We start from the raw sequence: 17,148 nt of genomic DNA, 5'->3' as shown, positions 1-17,148 counted from the left end.
TCAGGACTCCTGAGAGGCGTTGGGCAGGGCCAGGCGCGAACCGCTGCTGCCCTCTTCGTCGTCCGAGCCGACGCGCTGCTCATTCATGCGCACGGCGTCCTCGGGGCTGACGTCGCCGGTGCAGTAGACGCCGTCGAAGCAGGACGCCTCGAAGCCGTCGAGGTCGGCGCGCAGCTTGCCCACGGCCTGCTTCATGCCATCGACATCCTGGTAGATCAGCGCATCGCAGCCGATGATCTGGCGGATTTCCTCCAACGTGCGGCCATGCGCGACCAGTTCGCCCTTGGTCGGCATGTCGATGCCGTAGACGTTCGGGTAGATCACCGGCGGCGCGGCGCTGGCCATGTAGACCTTGTTGGCGCCGGCATCGCGCGCCATCTGCACGATTTCCTTAGAGGTGGTGCCGCGCACGATCGAGTCATCAACCAGCAGCACATTGCGGCCCTTGAACTCGCTGGCGATCACGTTGAGCTTCTGGCGCACCGACTTCTTGCGCACCGCCTGGCCCGGCATGATGAAGGTACGGCCGACATAGCGGTTCTTGACGAAGCCCTCGCGGTAGGGCTTGCCCAGGCGGTCGGCCAGCTCGGTCGCGGACGGTCGGCTCGACTCGGGGATCGGGATCACGACATCGATCTGGTCGATCGGCACCATTTCGGCCACACGCGCCGCCAGGGTCTCGCCCATGTTGAGGCGGGCCTGGTAGACCGAGATGCCGTCGATGGTCGAGTCCGGGCGCGCCAGGTAGACGAACTCGAACACGCAGGGGTAGAGCTGCGTCTTGTCGGCGCATTGCTCGAAGCGCATCTGGCCGTCGAGGCCGATGAAGACCGCCTCGCCGGGCGCGATGTCGCGCACGAAATCATGGCCGGTGCCCTCGAGCGCGACCGATTCGCTGGCGACCATCACGGTGCCGTCCTTGCCCTGGCCCAGGCAGAGCGGGCGGATGCCGTAGGGGTCGCGGAAGGCCAGCAGGCCGTGACCCGCGATCATCGCCACCACCGCGTAGCTGCCCTTGATGCGCTTGTGCACCGCGCGCACGGCGGCGAACACCGCGTCGCGGCTCAGTGCACCGTGATCGGTGGCCTGGCCGAGCTCGTGCGCCAGCACGTTGAGCAGCACTTCAGAGTCGCTCTCGGTGTTGATGTGGCGGTGGTCGAGCTGGATCATCTCCTGCTTGAGCAAGGCGGCATTGGTCAGGTTGCCGTTGTGCGCCATCACGATGCCGAACGGCGCGTTGACGTAGAAGGGCTGGGCCTCTTCCTCGCTGAAGGCATTGCCCGCCGTCGGGTAGCGCACCTGACCCAGGCCACAGTTGCCCGGCAGCGCGCGCATGTTGCGGGTGCGGAACACGTCCTTGACCATGCCCTTGGCCTTGTGCATGAAGAACTTGCGTTCGAGCTGGGTTGCGATGCCGGCGGCATCCTGGCCACGGTGCTGCAACAGCAGCAGGGCGTCATAGATCAACTGGTTGACAGGTGCGTTGCTGACAACGCCGACGATTCCACACATGACGTGATTCCTCTAGTAATTTTCAGGGAAAGTAGCGGGCCAGGCTATCCGGCATGGCGTCCTTGAGCCAGTGCAGGCCACGATCGAGGCCTCTTGCTCCGACTGACGCCTGCCAGCCTTCTTGTTGTTTGAACGGAGTCATGTTGACCACCAGTGCCAGTGCCAGCAGCATGACCAGGCCACGCAGCAGGCCAAAGCCCGCGCCGAGCACACGGTCGACCGGGCCCAGCCCGACGGAGTCGACCAGACGGCCCAGCAGCCAGGACAGCAGACCGGCACCAAAGGCGGCCGCGACAAAAACAGCGATGAAGCCCGCTGCATAACGCAGCGGCTCAGTGAAATCCTTCAAGGGCAGGCGCTCGCCGGCCCAGGCAGCAAAGCTCTGCGCCAGCAGAAAGGCCGCGACCCAGCCAGCGATCGAGAGCAACTCGTAGACCAGACCACGCCACAGCCCCAGCAACACGGAAGCCAGCAGCAACAGCAGCAGGATGAGATCGACCGCCGCCATCAAAGCGCGAGAATGGCGGCAGACAGTCCCAGCGCCCTGGCCTTGGCAGCGGCCTTGTCGGCCTCGGCACGGGTCAGGAAGGGTCCCAGGCGCACGCGGGTGCGCGGGCCGTCGGGGGTATTGCTGATCTGGGTGTAGGTGACCAGGCCGGAACGCTCAAGCTTCATGCGCGCTTCCTGCGCCAGGTTGGGATCGACGAAGGCGCCGACCTGCACGATGTGGCGCGGCTTGGCCGCTGCCTTGTCCGGTTCGGCCGACGGAGCAGGTACGGGCTTGCCCTCGAGCAGGGCCTGCGCGCGCGCCGAGTCCTCGCTCGCCTTGACCGGCTTTTCAGCTGGCTTTTCAGCTGGCTTCTCGGCTGGCTTTTCTGCCGGCCTGGATTCGACCGGTTTCTTGACCGGAGGCTCGACCGCAGGCTTGGGCTGGGGCTTGATAACTGGCAGGGCCTGAGCCGCGGGTGCTGCGGGCTCTGGCGATACGGGCTTGGCGACGGGGTGCAGGGGCACCGGCGGGGCGATCAACGCCTGCTCGGCAGGCGCCTTGACCAGCGGCGCAGCAGGCGCTGCTGGAACAGCCGGCGCAACGGATGCCACCGGCGCCACCTGCGCTACTGGCGCAGCAGGCACGAACTCCTCGGACTCATCCAGGCCTCCGGTGCGCACGTCGTTCGAAGGCTCAGCCTCGCTGGCCGGCACCAGGGACTTGGCGGCCTGACGCGTCGGAATGTCGATCTCGAAATCAACCGGCACCGGGCGCGGCTGCGACTCGAACAGCAGCGGAAAACCGATCACGCCTGCCAGCACCAGCACGGTGGCACCCAGCAAGCGGTGCCGGGCGCGACGGCGCACGGTTTCGATCGTCGTGGGAGGCGGCGTCGGGCTGGAGCCGCCCTGGCCGCCGAATCGGAATTTGAACATTCGCCAGTGCTGTGATGGGTGGGCCGTGTCGGGTCGGGGACTGGCAGCTGGGTCAGCCCGGAAGGTGCTTGGCGTCCAGCCTCGGGAGGCCGTTTTGCAGCACGCCGCCCACGGTAAAGAAAGAACCGAAGACCACGATTCTATCAGCCGGGTCGGCGGCTGCAATCGCGGCGTCCAGCGCCGCCTGGGGGTTGGGGTGCAGGCTCGAGCCGGCAGCGGGGCGCGGATGGCTGCCGCGCCAGATCGCCGCCAGGTCAGCCGCGCTCGCAGCGCGCGGCAGCGGCAGGTCACAGAAATACCAGCGGTCGATCAGCGGATTGACACGCTGGAACATCGGCAACAGGTCCTTGTCGGCCATGGCACCGAAGACCGCGTGCGTGGTCGGGTAGTAACCCATGGCGTCGAGGTTTTCGGTCAGCGCGGCGACTGAATGCGGGTTGTGCGCGACGTCGAGCACCAGCGCCGGCTGGCCCGGCACGATCTGGAAGCGGCCCGGCAACTCGACCAGGGCCAGGCCGTTGCGCACCGCCTGCGCCGTGACCGGCAACACGGGATGCAACGCCTCGACCGCCGCCAGCACGCCGGCGGCATTGACGAGCTGATTGGCGCCGCGCAGTGCCGGATAAGCCAGACCAGCGTAACGCCGGCTGCGACCAGCCCAGTTCCACTGCTGCTGGTCGCCACCGCAATGGAAATCGCGCCCGGCCCGGTGCAGGTCGGCACCGATCTCGAGCGCGCGATCGAGCACGCTTTGCGGCGGCACCGGATCGCTGACGATGACCGGGCGGCCGGTACGCATGATGCCGGCCTTCTCGTAGCCGATGGCCTCGCGGTCGGTGCCGAGGAACTCGATATGGTCGACATCGATGCTGGTGATGATCGAGCAGGCCGGCTCGACGATGTTGACCGCGTCCAGCCGGCCGCCCAGGCCGACCTCGAGGATCACGAGGTCGAGCTGCGCGCGCGCCAGCGTCAGCACGATCGCCAGCGTGGTGAACTCGAAGTAGCTCAGGCTGATCTCGGGCTGGTCAGCACCATGGCCGCGCCGCGCGAGCTCGACATCGGCAAAGGCCGGCAGCAGCGCGTCGGCCGCGACGGTCTGGCCCTCAATGCGGCAGCGCTCCTCGAAATGCACCAGATGCGGCGAGGTGTAGAGGCCGGTGCGATAGCCGGCCTGCTGGTAGATGGTTTCGAGCAAGGCACAGGTCGAGCCCTTGCCGTTGGTGCCGCCGACGATGATGACCGGACAGGCCGGCTGCAGGCCACGACCCTGGTTGAGGCGCTGCGCCACCTGGCGCACCCGGTCCAGCCCCATGTCTATGGTCTTGGGATGAATGCGCTCGCAATGGGCAAGCCAGTCGGACAGGGTCTGGGGCAGGTCTTGGGTCATGACAGGGACGGAAAAAGGCAAGACCCGTATTGTCGCAGCGGGGACGTACCCGCGTTCGAGCCAAGGGCTGCCCCGCCCCGGGCACAGGCTGAGGCTCAGCGCCGGTTTCGGTAGCGGCCCCAGGTGGTGCCGGTGTTGTTCATGCGATCCAGGTTGGCGTCGCTCAGCGGGTCGTCATCCGGCGGCGGGACGTCGGCAGTTCCGCTGGCATTGCCGACGTCGGCGCTGTCGCTCGCGTTCCCGACATCCGGGGTGGCACTCGCATTATCGGTATCGGATTTAGGCTTTTTGTTGTCGGCCATGCTCGATTTCCCCTTGAATTGAAATATTCAAACATTGACAACAAGATTTTGTCAATTTTGACTCAGACAAAAAATGCGGCATCCGGCAAACGATCGGGATACCACGACATCAGCGTACTGCAGTCAAGTGGGTGTGGCAAGCGAACAGAGGCAGGATAAGAAGCAAAAGAAACGACTGAAACAGCAGAAACGACACGGTTTGTCAGGGCTACCGGTTACGATTTATCTTAATGAACACTGTCACCAGACGGGTGAAGTTTTCAATCGAGAAACTCAAACCAGGCAAGAACGACCCCATGGCAGCGCAGACCGACCCGCAGGAAACCATTGCCTACCGGCTCAGCGAGCTGCTGCGGCGCCTCAACGAGGGCCAGAAACTCGACCCCCATGCGCTGACCCAGGAGTTCGGCGTCAACCTGCGCACCGTTCAGCGCGACCTGAACGAAAGACTGGCCTTCCTGGAGCTGGAAAAGCACAACGGCCATTACAGGATCAGCGGGCCGCGGCTGGGTCTGCTGACGCAGCAGGATGTCGAACGCTTTGCCTCGGTCGCCGGCCTGCAGGGCCTGCATCCCCGGCTCGGCAGCGAACTGCTCAAGGACCTGCTCGACAGTCGACTGCAAAGCCTGCAGATACGCGGGCACCACTACGAGGACCTGAGCGGCCGGGAAGACAGCTTTCGCCAGCTCAAGCAGGCGATCGAGCAGCGCCAGACCGTGAGCTTTCGCTACCGCAAGCCCGAGGGCGAGAAGATCGTGCAAGGCGCGCAGCCGTACCGGCTCGTGAACCAGAGCGGCATCTGGTATCTGGCCGCCAACGATGGCGGCACGCTCAAGTCCTACACCTTCACGAAGATGAACGGCTTGCTGGTCGAGCGGGAGCAGCACTTTGAGCCCGACCCCGCCATGGTCGCGAGGCTGGAGCAGGAGGACAGCATCTGGCTCAACGCCCAGAAGACGGAAGTCGTGCTCAAGATCGGACGCGACGCGGCCGGCTATTTCCAGCGCCGCCAGCTGATCGCCGGCCAGAAGATCGAAAAGGAGTTGGCCGACGGCGGACTGCTCGTGTCATGCCTGATCGCACACCCGAACCAGATCCTGCCGATCGTGCGCTACTGGCTGCCCAACATCAGGATCATCAGCCCGGAGGGGCTGCAGGCGGAGCTGGAGCAGCAGCTGCGGGGGTATCTGGGCGTTGCCTGAGGAAGAAAAGGAGCAAATGAATCATGCCAATCCCACCACGCCCACATACCTGGCGCTGCCCAGCCTGCCACTGGTCCAAGACCGTCATGCCGCGCAGCGATGTACTGATGCTTGGCATCGATCACTTCGACGCTTGCCCGGACTGCGGACACCAGCCGTTGGAAACACAAGCTGCGCGGGCGCCAATCGCAGAGCTGGTGGACCAGATCAAGCGCTTGCTTGCTTCGCCGAAGTAATTTCTAGTTTTCCCTCACCACCCCCACCCACTCAAGGAGAAATCAACATGCCAATACCTTTCATTCTGGCAGGCGCTGCACTTCTAGCCGGCGGCTATGGCGTCAAAAAGGGCATCGACGCGAAGAAGGATTTCAACCGTGCCGAAGAACTTAACAGTGAAGCGAAGGAAACTTATGATGCTGCCTGCAACAGCCTAGAAACAGTGCGGGAAAACGCGCAGGATGCGATGAACAAGCTTGGTCAGCTGAAGTTCGATATTTATGAGCTGCGCCTGATCCCTTTCGTCGAAGCGTTCTCAAAAATCAAGAATGTGGACTTTCAAGACAAGGGACTGCAAGATGAGATGAACCTAAGCGGCGTGACTCGTGATGACATGCTAATGATCCAAAAGGCCGCGCTCGATATGCAGCAGGTAGTCGGCGGAGGTGTCACTGCTCTCGGCGCGGGCGGATTAGCTGGCTTGGCCGCGTACGGTGGGGTGGGTCTGCTGGGTACCGCATCGACCGGAACCGCGATTGCCTCGCTGGGTGGCGTAGCAGCGACGAATGCAACGCTAGCCTGGCTGGGCGGTGGCGCGCTGAGTGCAGGCGGATTCGGCATGGCAGGTGGCGCCGCCGTACTGGGCGGCATAGTCGCGGGACCGGTGCTGGCTGTCGGCGGCATGATGCTGGCGTCCAAAGCCGAGGAAGCCAAGCACAGCGCCTACGCGAACCGCGACAACGCGCGTGCTGCTGCCGAGCAGATGAAAACAGCCGAAGTCACGACTCAAGGCATATACAGACGCTTCGACGAAATTCATGCCTCACTCACCCAGCTCAACAAATATTTCCAGCCGCTGCTGACTGGCTTGCGCCGGATCGTTAGCAATAACACCGACTACGCCACTTACTCACGCGAAGACCGCAAAGGCGTGATGATGGCTGCCGCGCTGGCAAAAACTTTGAAAAATGTTCTCGAAGCACCACTGCTGAGTAAGGATGGCATGCTGACCACTGCATCCCGTGAGGTTCTGCTCGAGAGCCGCGAGAAGCTGCTCGAAATCGGAAGCGCCTGACACGGTGCAGTCCGCTGGCAGAGCTAGCCTCCGTCTAGGACAAGACCAAAAAGGCAGGCGCTGACTTCCAGGCCCAGAAAGGTGTACCCAACCTGGGCTTGGCAAACCAGCGAACCCTCTCCACCATGCGGCGCGCGATTCACGAAGCTTGATGTCACTCTCGACAACTGATTAGCAACAGAAGCAATGGAAAAAAGAACACAAGATAGGCTGAAGCAGTATGCGTCCGCGCTGGCTGCGGATCGGCAAACACAGCAAATCACAGAAAGAACAGCCTCCTTGCTGCTGGATGCAGACAGATTGAAACAGATCGCCCAACAGCGATCAGGGATGGCAGCCGACAAGGCGCAAGGTTGGCTGTTCGAGCAACTAGAAGTCACCAAGTTCAACCTGAACGCGCTCAAGGCAGGTAATGACCTCCAAGCATCGACCACCGACAGCCTGGGACGCATCAACGATGAGACAGTCGATGTGATCATCCGCAGGGGGCAGCGCCACATCAAGAACTTCCAACTCAAGTCGGGCAACAAGGCCAGTTTGACCGCGCACATGCTCTCGGACGCCAAGTATTCCGACGTTGGGTTGGTCGGTCCCTCGGACCAGCACGGCAAGGTCAAGGATCTCTACGAGAAGCGAATAGAAAAAGGTACGCTGAAGGCTGGCGACTACGACAGCGCGCGCCAGAGGCTACACAAGAGCGTCGAGGCCGAGGGAGTCTCATCGGGCGGGACCGAGTACTCGGAGGCACTACAGGCGACCGACCCCAATGAGGCTGCCAGGCTCGCGGGACAGTTCAAGCGTCAAGGCGTGGTCACGGAAATGCACCGCTCGGGCCTGGAAGCAGGAAAAATCGGGGCGGCGATTTCGGGCGGCGTCTCCGGCGTGAGCGGGCTGATCAATCTGTCGCGAGGCGAGGCGGATGTCGGCGAGGTGGTCGCCCAAGTCGCCGTGGACGCGGCGAAGGGATACGCGAACAGCTATGTAACCACCGCCGTCAGCAAGGGAGTGCCGCACCTGCTGGTAAAGGCCGGGATGGAGCAAAGCGCGGTGAGCCTGCTGACCAAGAGCAACGCCCATCTAGCCATCGCCGCAGGCGCCGTGCAAAGCGGCAAGTCCATCGTCAAATACCTGCAGGGCGACATCGATGGCGAACAGTTGCTGTCCGAGGTCAGCCACACGGCAATGACTGGCGCGAGTGCGTTCTACTACGGTGCGCTGGGGCAGGCGATCATTCCCATCCCTGTCGTTGGCGCCTTTGTTGGTTCGACCGTCGGCTACTTCGTCGGCAACATGTTGCACCAATCCGGCCTGATCAGCTTAGGTGAAGCAGCTGTCGTCAAGGCCGCGCGCGAGAGGCGAGAGCATATTGAAGCGCTGTGCATGGCCGCTATTCCACTGATGCGCGCTCACAGGCTCGAACTGGACAACCTGATCGCCAAGCATTTCGCCGAGCGTGGTCTTCTGCTGAACCAAGCTTTCGATGGATTAGAGCACAGTCTATTCGACTGGAATGCGGATGGATTCACCGCCCAGCTCGAACGGGTCAACCAGGCATTCGGCGCCTCGCTCCCGTTCAAGACGCTGACCGAATTCGACGCATTCATGACCGATGACGACCAGACTTTCGTTTTATGAGTAGCCTCCCGGAGTTCCCTTGCGAGCGTTGCGGCGCCTGCTGCCGCAACGTCGACAAGGCGGAGGAAACCCGGTTCCTAGACCGGGGGGATGGGAGATGCCGCCATTACGACGATCAGCTCAAGCTCTGTTCCATCTACGAATCTCGGCCTGCGATCTGCCGGGTCGATCATCAGTTCGTGATTCATTATCATCAATTCATGGACTGGCCTGAATTCATCCGATTGAACACGGCCGCCTGCACATCCTTGCAAGCCTTGGAGAAACCGGGCGCATCCAAGTCTGAAGCGTAAATGCCATGCGCACCCCCACCGAAATCCAGCAAGACCTGGACCAAACCGCCGACGAACTGCGCCGCCAGAAGCTGCGAACCATGCGGCTGTTCGCGCTCGGCCTGCTGGCGGGAGCGGCCGTGTTGCTCGTGGTCGCCCATGCGCTGCGCGCCCGGCACCCGGCCTGGGGCTATGTCGCGGCCTTTGCCGAGGCCGCAATGGTGGGTGCGATCGCCGACTGGTTCGCGGTCGTCGCGCTGTTCAAGCATCCGCTGGGCCTGCCGATCTGGCACACGGCGATCATCCCGAACAGCAAGGACGCCATCGGTCGCAACCTGGGCGCCTTCGTCGAGAACCATTTCATCACCGAGGAGGCGATCGGCAGCAAGATCCGGCAGGCCGACCCCGCGCGGTGCTTGGGCGAATGGCTGCTCGATCCGTTGCACACAGCCGGGCTGGGCCAATCGGCGGCAAGTGTCGCCCGGCAGCTGATCGAGGCGCTGGATCACGAGCAGATCCGGGACAAGCTCCGCGAGCTCGCCGGCCAGCAATTGACCGAGGTCGATCTGTCGGGGACGGCGGGCCAACTGGTGGACCGTCTGATGCAGAGCGGCCGACATCAGGAACTGCTCGATGCGCTGCTCGATGGCGCCGGTGCCTATCTGGGCGATACCGAGAAGCACCCGATCATCAGCCAGTTCCTGATCGACAGCCTGGGCATCGAGAACTCGATGATGAAGATGGCGATCAACGCCTACGCGCCTAGGTCAATCGCGTCGCTGAACCAGAAGCTCGACGAGGTCAGGCGCGATCCGGCGCACCGCTTCAGGGGCGTGTTCGACGGCTGGATCGGCGACTTCGCGCTGCGGCTGAAAGCCGACCCGCAATGGGCCGAGAAGATCCGGCGCCATCAGGCCGAACTGGTGCAGGACACGCAGGTGCAAGGGCTGCTGTCGGGTCTGTGGGACGGGATCAAGGACAAACTGCTGCATGACCTGAGCCAGGACCAGCCGGCGCTGCTGCGCCAGATCCAGGCCTGGGTCCAGAAGCTCGGTCAGATTCTGGTCGAGAAGCCCGGCCTGCGCCAATGGCTGAACCAGGCGATCGAGGACGGCAGCGTCACGCTGATCAGGAAGTACCGCGGCGAGGTCGGGCGCTTCATCGAGCTGCAACTGGCGAAATGGACCCGGGAGGAAATGAGCCAGCGCATCGAGCTCGCGATCGGGCGCGATCTGCAGTTCATTCGCATCAACGGCACGATAGTCGGCGGGCTGGTCGGCTTGCTGATCCATGCTCTGATGCAGGCGCTGGGCTGAACTCGTCCATCATTCACGCAGAGATTCACGCAGAGGAAAGAACCATGGCAAACGAATTCGACGACGGCAGTTTTTGGGACAAGGTGAAGAACTTCGCGCTCAAGGCCGGCAAGGAAGTGATCGAGAAGGCGCTGTGGCTTTACTACGCCGCCCAGCAACCCAACACCCCCGTCTGGGCCAAGACCGTGATCTATGGCGCCCTCGCCTATTTCGTGCTGCCGGTGGATGCGGTGCCCGACGCGATTCCGGTCGCGGGCTTCACCGATGACCTGGGCGCGCTGGCGGCGGCGCTCGGGACGGTGTCGATGTATGTAACCGCTCAGGTCAAGGTGATGGTATCAGAGAAGATGAGGGAGTGGTTTGGGGCCTGACTGAGCCGCAAGCGGCCAAATACGGCTCACCCCGCCAGCAACCCCCTCGCCGCCCGCTCCGACAGCACGCACTCGAGCCGGACCTGCGCGCGCGTCATGCCGACGAACAGCTTGCGCCGCTCGACGTCGCTGACCTGCTCGAAGTCGATCTCGCACAGGATCACGGCCGGCGCGCTCTGGCCCTTGAAGCGGTAGAGCGTCTCGACCAGCAGCTCGCCCCCGGTCCACAGCGGGTTGCCGGCCGAGTCGTAGCGGCCGGTGAAGCGGCGCGTACGCAGGCCGGCGATCGTTTCGCGGCCCAGGATCTCGGAGCCGCTGCGGCCGTAGGTCAGCACCGCGATCTGCTCCGGCTTGAAGCCAGCAATACGCAGCTCGCGCACGCAGGCCTCGACCTGGGCCAGCGCCCGGCCCGGTGTGGCGCGGTAATCGTGAAACCCTGGCAACTGGCCCAGGAACGCCGATCGCGGCACGACCGGGCGCTCGCTCAGGCCCAGCAGGTTGATTGCCTCGACGACCTTGCGCGGACTGCGGAAGTTGTCCATGCAGCGGATGCGCACCGCCTGTTCGAGCTCGAAGCCCTCGCGCCGGTAGATGCGCTGCTGCGCGTCGCCCAGCAGGTAGGCCCGGCCACCGTCCTTGAGCAGATCGGTCATCGACTGGGCCCATTCGGGCTCGAAGTCCTGGGTTTCGTCGAGGATCAGCAGGTCCCAGCGCGGCGGCATCTGGGGCGTGGCGGCCGTGAGCTGATCGGCCAGTTCGGCGTAGATGCCCGGCTGGCTGAAATCCGGCTCGATGCCGCCGCGCCGCGCATGCTCGACACAGGCCTCGTGGAAGGTCATGATTTGCGCCGTGTACGGCGCGATCAGCGTCATGTGGTCGGCCAGTGCGCGGTTGAAGCAGACATAGGCGCAGCGCTGCTGGGCGACATGGGCCTGGCGCATCAGCGCGAGCGCGAGCTGGGTCTTGCCCGAGCCGGCCGTGGCCTCGATCACGAACAGGCCCGACTCATGCTCGACCGCTGGAATCCAGGTCGCGAGCCCGGACGACAGCGCAGTGCTGGTGCGCACGATCTGTCCGACACGCGACGAGACGTCGGGCAGCACCTTGAAGCGGTTCGACAGGAAGTCGACCAGCCTTTGCCGGGTGTCGTCCGGCAGCGGGTCATGGGGCATGAGTTCGAGCACGCGCTGGCACAGTCCGGGATAGCCGTCGGCATCGACGATGCGATCGGACTGATGCGCCACCGACGACGAGGCGACGCGATGGTCGGGCAGCACGAGCAGCGTGCCGACCTTGACCTGGCGCAGGCCTTCGTCGGTCAGGCGCGACAGGATAGCGCCGTGCTGGCGGCGCAGTTGGCGTCCGACATCGAGCGCCTCGTCGCGCTTGGCATAGCGCTTGGACAGTCCCGATTCGCCCTCCTCGAGCGCGCCGGACTTGACCTCGATCAACAGCAAATGCCCCAGTGAAGAGACGACCGCGATGTCGATTTCGCCGATTTGCTGCCGGCCCTCGACCGTGCTGGACCAGTCCACGTTGTGGAACAGGTCGTAACCCGCTGGCAGGCCGGCTTCGAGCAGTTCGAGCACGTCGCGCTCGCGGTAGAAGCCTGGACCGAGCAAGCCAGCGGTGGGAAATGAAGGGTGGAGGGTGGCCATGGATGAGAGCGGGTCTGCGGGTTGAAGCATTAAAAATCAATTTGGAGATATTTCCTATTAAAAGCTGCGAAAAACCTTTGGCTCATGGCCGTACCCGCCGTCCCCAGCGTCATGGCTGGAGCCAGGGGCGCTGCTGCGGCACAATCTCGCCCATGATCAAGGTCTATGGCATCCCCAACTGCGACACGGTGAAGAAGGCACGCGCCTGGCTGACCGGACAGGGCGTCGCGCACGAATTTCACGACTTCAAGAAACAGGGCGTGCCCGAGGACAGGCTGGACGGCTGGATCGCTGCCGTCGGCTGGGACAAGCTGCTCAACCGCAAGGGAACGACCTGGCGCAAGCTCGACCCCGAACTACAGGCTGCCGTGGTCGATTCCGCCACGGCCCGCCCGGTGCTGATGGCACAGGCCAGCGTGATCAAGCGCCCGGTGGTCGAGTGGGACAACGCCATCACGGTCGGCTTCGATGCCGCCGACTGGGCCGGTCGGGCCTGAGGCCGCGACATTTCCCGCAAAGCCTGCCGCCCGCGCCTCTAAAATGGCGGGTTGGCGCGTCGCTGCGGGCGGCGCCAGGCTTTCTCCACCTTTTTAACCGCGATGTCTCGCGAGCAAACCCCATGAGCACCACCCAGATCGACGGCGTGTCCGTCAACACCCAGGCCAGCGTCTACTTCGATGGCAAGTGCGTCAGCCACGGCATCACCTTCCCCGACGGCACCAAGAAGTCGGTCGGCGTGGTGCTGCCCGCGACCCTGACCTTCAACACCGGCGCGCCCGAGATCATGGAATGCGTGGCCGGCTCCTGCGAGTACAAGCTCGCCGGCAGCGACCAGTGGCTGACTTCCAAGCCGGGCGAGCAGTTCAGCATCGCTGGCAACAGCAGCTTCGAGATCCGCGTGACCGAGGCCTACCACTACATCTGCCACTTCGGCTGATCCGGAGAAAGACCCGAACATGTCCGCCACCATCCTGCAAAACCTGCCCATCGGCCAGAAGGTCGGCATCGCCTTCTCGGGCGGCCTCGACACCAGCGCCGCGCTGCTGTGGATGAAGCTCAAGGGCGCCCTGCCCTACGCCTACACCGCCAACCTGGGCCAGCCCGACGAGTCCGACTACGACGAGATCCCGCGCAAGGCCATGGGCTACGGCGCGGTGCAGGCGCGTCTGATCGACTGCCGCCCGCAACTGGCCGCCGAAGGCATCGCCGCGCTGCAGGCAGGTGCCTTCCACATCAGCACCGCTGGCGTGACCTACTTCAACACCACCCCGCTGGGCCGCGCCGTGACCGGCACCATGCTGGTGGCCGCGATGAAGGAAGACGACGTCAACATCTGGGGCGACGGTTCGACCTACAAGGGCAATGACATCGAGCGCTTCTACCGCTACGGCCTGCTGACCAACCCGGCGCTCAAGATCTACAAGCCCTGGCTGGACCAGCAGTTCATCGACGAGCTCGGCGGCCGCAAGGAGATGAGCGAGTTCCTGATCGCCAACGGCTTCGACTACAAGATGTCGGTCGAGAAGGCCTACAGCACCGACTCGAACATGCTGGGCGCCACCCACGAGGCCAAGGACCTGGAGCACCTGAGCTCGGGCATCCGGATCGTGAACCCGATCATGGGCGTGGCGTTCTGGAAGGACGAGGTCGCGGTCAAGGCCGAGGAAGTGACCGTGCGCTTCGAGCAAGGCATGCCGGTCGCGCTCAACGGCAAGACCTTCGAGTCGCCGGTCGAGCTGATCCTGGAAGCCAACCGCATCGGCGGGCGTCACGGCCTGGGCATGAGCGACCAGATCGAGAACCGCATCATCGAGGCCAAGAGCCGCGGCATCTACGAGGCCCCGGGCCTGGCGCTGCTGCACATTGCCTACGAGCGCCTGGTCACCGGCATCCACAACGAGGACACGATCGAGCAGTACCGCATCAACGGTCTCAAGCTCGGCCGCCTGCTGTACCAGGGCCGCTGGTTCGACCCGCAGGCCATCATGCTGCGCGAGACGGCCCAGCGCTGGGTGGCACGCGCCATCACCGGCGAGGTGACGCTGGAGCTGCGTCGCGGCAACGACTACTCGATCCTCAACACCGACAGCCCGAACCTGACCTACGCGCCCGAGCGCCTGTCGATGGAAAAGGTCGAGGACGCGCCGTTCACGCCGCTGGACCGCATCGGCCAGCTGACGATGCGCAACCTCGACATCGTCGACACGCGCGCCAAGCTCGGCATCTACTCCGACGCCGGCCTGCTCTCGCTGGGCCAGGGCGAGGACTTCCTGAAGCTGGGCGGCAGCCAGTAAGCGGCTGCTGGCGGTTCAAGCTCCAGCAGGGCCGGCATTTGCCGGCCTTTTTGCTGTCCACTGGGCGGCCACATCCGTACGGGGCCCTGGTTCAGCCGGTGGACGTTGCCAGCCTGACCTGGTTGCGGCCACCGTGCTTGGCCAGGTAGAGCGCCCGGTCGGCCTCCTTGAGCGCCTGGTCCAGATCGAACTGGTACAGTGGCGCGACGCCGATCGAGACGGTGATCCGGATCGGCGCCTGCGGCAAGTCCGGTATCCGGAGCTCGCTGAGCTTGACGCGCAGACGTTCGGCCACGGTCCGGGCGGAATCCAGGGCAGTGTTGGGCAGCAGGGCCACGAATTCCTCGCCACCGAAGCGGGCCAGCAGGTCGGGTTCGCGCAGCATTTTTCGCGCCGTCCCGGCCAGTTCGCGCAGCACGCGATCGCCGGCATCATGGCCATGCTGGTCGTTGATGCGCTTGAAATGGTCGATATCCAGCATCAGCAGGCAGATCGGCTCTTGCTGCCGGCGGGCACGGGCCAGCTCGCGCTCGGCGCTGAGATGGAACTGGCGCCGGTTGCTGGTGCCCGTGAGCGGATCGGTATGGGCCAGGGTCTGCAGCTTGCGGTTGGCCTGCGCGAGCTCATCGCGCGTCATGGCGTCGAGCCGCGAGCGCAAGAAGATGCGGCGCCGTTCGAGCGTGTTGCTGAAGCTGATGAAGAGGCTGAAGAACAGCACCGGCAGGTAGACCAGACCGAATACCAGCAAGGTCATGCCGTCGCCTGCGGCCAGCCGGTGAACCCCCGCCAGGGTCACGGCCGAGATCAGCAGCGACAGCAGCAAGGCAGGCACAAAGCGGACCTGTATGCAGAGATTGGCCAGCACGATGAAGATCAGTGAGGCGTACTGGTAGGTCGTGACATGGGGACTGTTGCTGTCAACCAGCAGGCGGAACCAGATCATGGCAGCCAGCAGGATGCTGACAGGCAGCAGCAGGTCGAGCAAGCGGATGTCACGGCACCAGCGAAAGGCGGCCAGGGTCAGCAGCAGGATCAGTCCGATATAGGTCCCGCGCCAAGCCAGCGATGCAGCGAAGATGTCGGGCACGACGAGTCTGTCGGCCAGCGCATAGGACAGGTAGGCCGCCTGCCCGAGGAAATTGGTCACGAGCAGGTAGCGCCTGAAATGGATATCCTGGTAGCCGTAGTAGGCCGTCAGCAGTTCAGCCGGCACCGGCGACATGGCGCGCCGCAACGACTGCTCGATGCGCGCACGCAGTTCCCCATCACAGGACATCGGTACTCCTTTTTTTGGGAGCACACTAACACCGACTCGAGCCGACAGAATGCAAAATGTAAACTAAATCCAGGCAGGAAAGGTGTGGGAGCCTGGATCAAAGCACCACCGGCTCGGGCTCAAGCCGGATGCCGAAGCGCTCGTAGACGCTGGTCTGGATCGCACGCGCCAGCGTCATGACTTCGCCGCCGGTGCAGGGGTGTTCGGCGTCGCCGCGGTTCACCAGCACCAGCGCCTGCTTGTCGTAGACGCCGGCATGACCGACGGTCTTGCCCTTCCAACCGCAGGCGTCGATCAGCCAGCCGGCGGCGAGCTTGATGCTGCCATCAGGCATCGGGTAATGCACCACCTTGGGCTCGCGCGCGATGATGTCGGCGCATTGCTCGGGCGTGACGCTAGGGTTCTTGAAGAAGCTGCCGGCGTTGCCGATCACGACCGGGTCGGGCAGCTTGGCGCGCCGCACGGCACAGACCATGTCGAAGATCTGCTGCGCGCTCGGATTGACGAGGCCGAGCTCGGCCATCTTGCGCTCGAGGTCGAGATAGCCCAGCACCGGCTGCCAGGGCTTCGGCAGCAGGAAGCGCACGCGCGTGATCAGCGCCCGGCCCTTGAGGCCGAAGCCGCGCCCATCGGCGGCGCGCTCATGCTTGAAGACCGAATCGCGGTAGCCAAAGCCGCATTGCGCCGCGTTCAGGCTGAAGGACTCGCCGGTCTCGAGGTCGATCGCGTCGAGCGAATCGAAGCGGTCCTGGCACTCGACGCCGTAGGCGCCGATGTTCTGCACCGGCGAGGCGCCGACCGTGCCGGGAATCAGCGCCAGGTTCTCCAGCCCGGACCAGCCTTGCTGCAGCGTCCAGGCGACGAAGTCATGCCAGCGCTCGCCAGCGCCGGCCTCGACCAGCCAGCCCTTGTCGGTCTCGCGCAGCAGGCGCCGGCCCGGGATCTCGACCTTGAGCACCAGCTGCCTGACATCGCCGGTCAGCACGATGTTGCTGCCGCCGCCGAGCACGAAGGTCTCTTCGGCCGACCAATCGGGATGGCGGATCAGCGCCTGCAACTCGGCCTCCGAGGCGATGCGGGCCAGGCGCAGCGCGCGCGCGGCAATGCCGAAACTGTTGAAGGGCTGCAAGGCCAGGTTTTTCTCGACTAACATGCGCGAATTGTCTCACCCGGGCGCAGCGGCTGCTGCGGCCCGGTCTGTTCT

18 protein-coding genes are annotated in these 17,148 nt (G+C 64.2%); 10 read left to right on the top strand and 8 right to left on the bottom strand.

Features of this window, described 5'->3' with window-relative positions:
* From purF to C6P61_RS12540, 5 genes are all read right to left on the bottom strand, one after another.
* Positions 1-1,512, bottom strand: a complete 1,512-nt coding sequence (purF, locus tag C6P61_RS12560) for an amidophosphoribosyltransferase (RefSeq protein ID WP_105730270.1) — start codon at positions 1,510-1,512, stop codon at positions 1-3.
* Positions 1,513-1,534: 22 nt separating this feature from the next.
* Entirely contained in the window at positions 1,535-2,020 is a 486-nt protein-coding gene (locus C6P61_RS12555; RefSeq protein ID WP_105730269.1) for a CvpA family protein, read from the bottom strand.
* Positions 2,020-2,937 carry an SPOR domain-containing protein gene (locus C6P61_RS12550; RefSeq protein WP_105730268.1) on the bottom strand — a complete coding sequence of 306 codons (918 nt, stop codon included), beginning with the start codon at positions 2,935-2,937 and terminating at the stop codon, positions 2,020-2,022. Before C6P61_RS12550 ends, C6P61_RS12555 begins: the two co-directional genes overlap by 1 nt.
* Positions 2,938-2,989: 52 nt before the next feature.
* Positions 2,990-4,327, bottom strand: a complete 1,338-nt coding sequence (folC, locus tag C6P61_RS12545; protein ID WP_105730267.1) for a bifunctional tetrahydrofolate synthase/dihydrofolate synthase — start codon at positions 4,325-4,327, stop codon at positions 2,990-2,992.
* 95 nt (positions 4,328-4,422) lie between these two features.
* Positions 4,423-4,629, bottom strand: a complete 207-nt coding sequence (locus C6P61_RS12540) for a hypothetical protein (protein WP_105730266.1) — start codon at positions 4,627-4,629, stop codon at positions 4,423-4,425.
* 296 nt (positions 4,630-4,925) lie between these two features.
* On the opposite strand from C6P61_RS12540, the gene C6P61_RS12535 reads away from it, so the two are divergent.
* The 7 genes from C6P61_RS12535 (at position 4,926) to C6P61_RS12505 (ending at position 10,716) form a co-directional block, all read left to right on the top strand.
* Positions 4,926-5,831: a helix-turn-helix transcriptional regulator gene (locus C6P61_RS12535; protein WP_105730323.1), complete on the top strand. Its 906-nt coding sequence runs from the start codon at positions 4,926-4,928 to the stop codon at positions 5,829-5,831.
* A gap of 86 nt (positions 5,832-5,917) precedes the next feature.
* The gene (locus C6P61_RS12530) at positions 5,918-6,067 is read left to right on the top strand and encodes a hypothetical protein (RefSeq protein ID WP_211296978.1); all 150 of its coding nucleotides are present in this window, start codon (positions 5,918-5,920) and stop codon (positions 6,065-6,067) included.
* 47 nt (positions 6,068-6,114) lie between these two features.
* Positions 6,115-7,122 (top strand): hypothetical protein, encoded by a 1,008-nt coding sequence (locus tag C6P61_RS12525; protein ID WP_105730264.1) that lies wholly within the window; start codon positions 6,115-6,117, stop codon positions 7,120-7,122.
* A gap of 186 nt (positions 7,123-7,308) precedes the next feature.
* Entirely contained in the window at positions 7,309-8,757 is a 1,449-nt protein-coding gene (locus C6P61_RS12520; protein WP_146115049.1) for a hypothetical protein, read from the top strand.
* Positions 8,754-9,050: a YkgJ family cysteine cluster protein gene (locus C6P61_RS12515; RefSeq protein WP_105730262.1), complete on the top strand. Its 297-nt coding sequence runs from the start codon at positions 8,754-8,756 to the stop codon at positions 9,048-9,050. The genes C6P61_RS12520 and C6P61_RS12515 overlap by 4 nt, the downstream gene beginning before the upstream one ends.
* A gap of 5 nt (positions 9,051-9,055) precedes the next feature.
* Positions 9,056-10,345 (top strand): DUF445 domain-containing protein, encoded by a 1,290-nt coding sequence (locus C6P61_RS12510; RefSeq protein ID WP_105730261.1) that lies wholly within the window; start codon positions 9,056-9,058, stop codon positions 10,343-10,345.
* Positions 10,346-10,389: 44 nt separating this feature from the next.
* On the top strand, positions 10,390-10,716 hold the full coding sequence (locus C6P61_RS12505; RefSeq protein WP_105730260.1) for a YkvA family protein: 327 nt from the start codon (positions 10,390-10,392) through the stop codon (positions 10,714-10,716).
* 26 nt (positions 10,717-10,742) lie between these two features.
* Here C6P61_RS12505 and C6P61_RS12500 read toward each other — a convergent pair whose 3' ends face one another.
* Positions 10,743-12,374 (bottom strand): AAA family ATPase, encoded by a 1,632-nt coding sequence (locus C6P61_RS12500; protein ID WP_170067386.1) that lies wholly within the window; start codon positions 12,372-12,374, stop codon positions 10,743-10,745.
* A gap of 152 nt (positions 12,375-12,526) precedes the next feature.
* On the opposite strand from C6P61_RS12500, the gene C6P61_RS12495 reads away from it, so the two are divergent.
* From C6P61_RS12495 to argG, 3 genes are all read left to right on the top strand, one after another.
* A complete protein-coding gene (locus C6P61_RS12495) occupies positions 12,527-12,871 on the top strand; it encodes an arsenate reductase (protein WP_105730258.1) in 345 nt (114 codons plus the stop codon).
* A gap of 122 nt (positions 12,872-12,993) precedes the next feature.
* A complete protein-coding gene (gene ppnP / locus C6P61_RS12490) occupies positions 12,994-13,311 on the top strand; it encodes a pyrimidine/purine nucleoside phosphorylase (protein ID WP_105730257.1) in 318 nt (105 codons plus the stop codon).
* A 19-nt stretch (positions 13,312-13,330) separates the two neighbouring features.
* Positions 13,331-14,668 carry an argininosuccinate synthase gene (argG, locus tag C6P61_RS12485; protein ID WP_105730256.1) on the top strand — a complete coding sequence of 446 codons (1,338 nt, stop codon included), beginning with the start codon at positions 13,331-13,333 and terminating at the stop codon, positions 14,666-14,668.
* Positions 14,669-14,759: 91 nt separating this feature from the next.
* Here argG and C6P61_RS12480 read toward each other — a convergent pair whose 3' ends face one another.
* Positions 14,760-15,944, bottom strand: a complete 1,185-nt coding sequence (locus C6P61_RS12480) for a GGDEF domain-containing protein (protein WP_105730255.1) — start codon at positions 15,942-15,944, stop codon at positions 14,760-14,762.
* Between the two features lie 97 nt (positions 15,945-16,041).
* Positions 16,042-17,097 (bottom strand): UDP-N-acetylmuramate dehydrogenase, encoded by a 1,056-nt coding sequence (murB, locus tag C6P61_RS12475; RefSeq protein WP_105730254.1) that lies wholly within the window; start codon positions 17,095-17,097, stop codon positions 16,042-16,044.
* Positions 17,098-17,148: the final 51 nt, after the last annotated feature.

Origin of the sequence: Malikia spinosa (genome assembly GCF_002980625.1) — a bacterium.
GTDB classification, from domain to species: domain Bacteria; phylum Pseudomonadota; class Gammaproteobacteria; order Burkholderiales; family Burkholderiaceae_C; genus Malikia; species Malikia spinosa.
The sequence above is the reverse complement of the archived record's forward strand: the minus strand, read 5'-3'. Positions and strand labels throughout refer to the sequence as shown.

Bases quoted from the DNA above. Each gene is read 5' to 3' on its own strand.
- purF (WP_105730270.1), bottom strand. From the start codon at position 1,512: ATGTGTGGAATCGTCGGCGTTGTCAGCAACGCACCTGTCAACCAGTTG.
- C6P61_RS12555 (WP_105730269.1), bottom strand. From the start codon at position 2,020: ATGGCGGCGGTCGATCTCATCCTGCTGCTGTTGCTGCTGGCTTCCGTG.
- C6P61_RS12550 (WP_105730268.1), bottom strand. From the start codon at position 2,937: ATGTTCAAATTCCGATTCGGCGGCCAGGGCGGCTCCAGCCCGACGCCG.
- folC (WP_105730267.1), bottom strand. From the start codon at position 4,327: ATGACCCAAGACCTGCCCCAGACCCTGTCCGACTGGCTTGCCCATTGC.
- C6P61_RS12540 (WP_105730266.1), bottom strand. From the start codon at position 4,629: ATGGCCGACAACAAAAAGCCTAAATCCGATACCGATAATGCGAGTGCC.
- C6P61_RS12535 (WP_105730323.1), top strand. From the start codon at position 4,926: ATGGCAGCGCAGACCGACCCGCAGGAAACCATTGCCTACCGGCTCAGC.
- C6P61_RS12530 (WP_211296978.1), top strand. From the start codon at position 5,918: ATGCCGCGCAGCGATGTACTGATGCTTGGCATCGATCACTTCGACGCT.
- C6P61_RS12525 (WP_105730264.1), top strand. From the start codon at position 6,115: ATGCCAATACCTTTCATTCTGGCAGGCGCTGCACTTCTAGCCGGCGGC.
- C6P61_RS12520 (WP_146115049.1), top strand. From the start codon at position 7,309: ATGGAAAAAAGAACACAAGATAGGCTGAAGCAGTATGCGTCCGCGCTG.
- C6P61_RS12515 (WP_105730262.1), top strand. From the start codon at position 8,754: ATGAGTAGCCTCCCGGAGTTCCCTTGCGAGCGTTGCGGCGCCTGCTGC.
- C6P61_RS12510 (WP_105730261.1), top strand. From the start codon at position 9,056: ATGCGCACCCCCACCGAAATCCAGCAAGACCTGGACCAAACCGCCGAC.
- C6P61_RS12505 (WP_105730260.1), top strand. From the start codon at position 10,390: ATGGCAAACGAATTCGACGACGGCAGTTTTTGGGACAAGGTGAAGAAC.
- C6P61_RS12500 (WP_170067386.1), bottom strand. From the start codon at position 12,374: ATGGCCACCCTCCACCCTTCATTTCCCACCGCTGGCTTGCTCGGTCCA.
- C6P61_RS12495 (WP_105730258.1), top strand. From the start codon at position 12,527: ATGATCAAGGTCTATGGCATCCCCAACTGCGACACGGTGAAGAAGGCA.
- ppnP (WP_105730257.1), top strand. From the start codon at position 12,994: ATGAGCACCACCCAGATCGACGGCGTGTCCGTCAACACCCAGGCCAGC.
- argG (WP_105730256.1), top strand. From the start codon at position 13,331: ATGTCCGCCACCATCCTGCAAAACCTGCCCATCGGCCAGAAGGTCGGC.
- C6P61_RS12480 (WP_105730255.1), bottom strand. From the start codon at position 15,944: ATGTCCTGTGATGGGGAACTGCGTGCGCGCATCGAGCAGTCGTTGCGG.
- murB (WP_105730254.1), bottom strand. From the start codon at position 17,097: ATGTTAGTCGAGAAAAACCTGGCCTTGCAGCCCTTCAACAGTTTCGGC.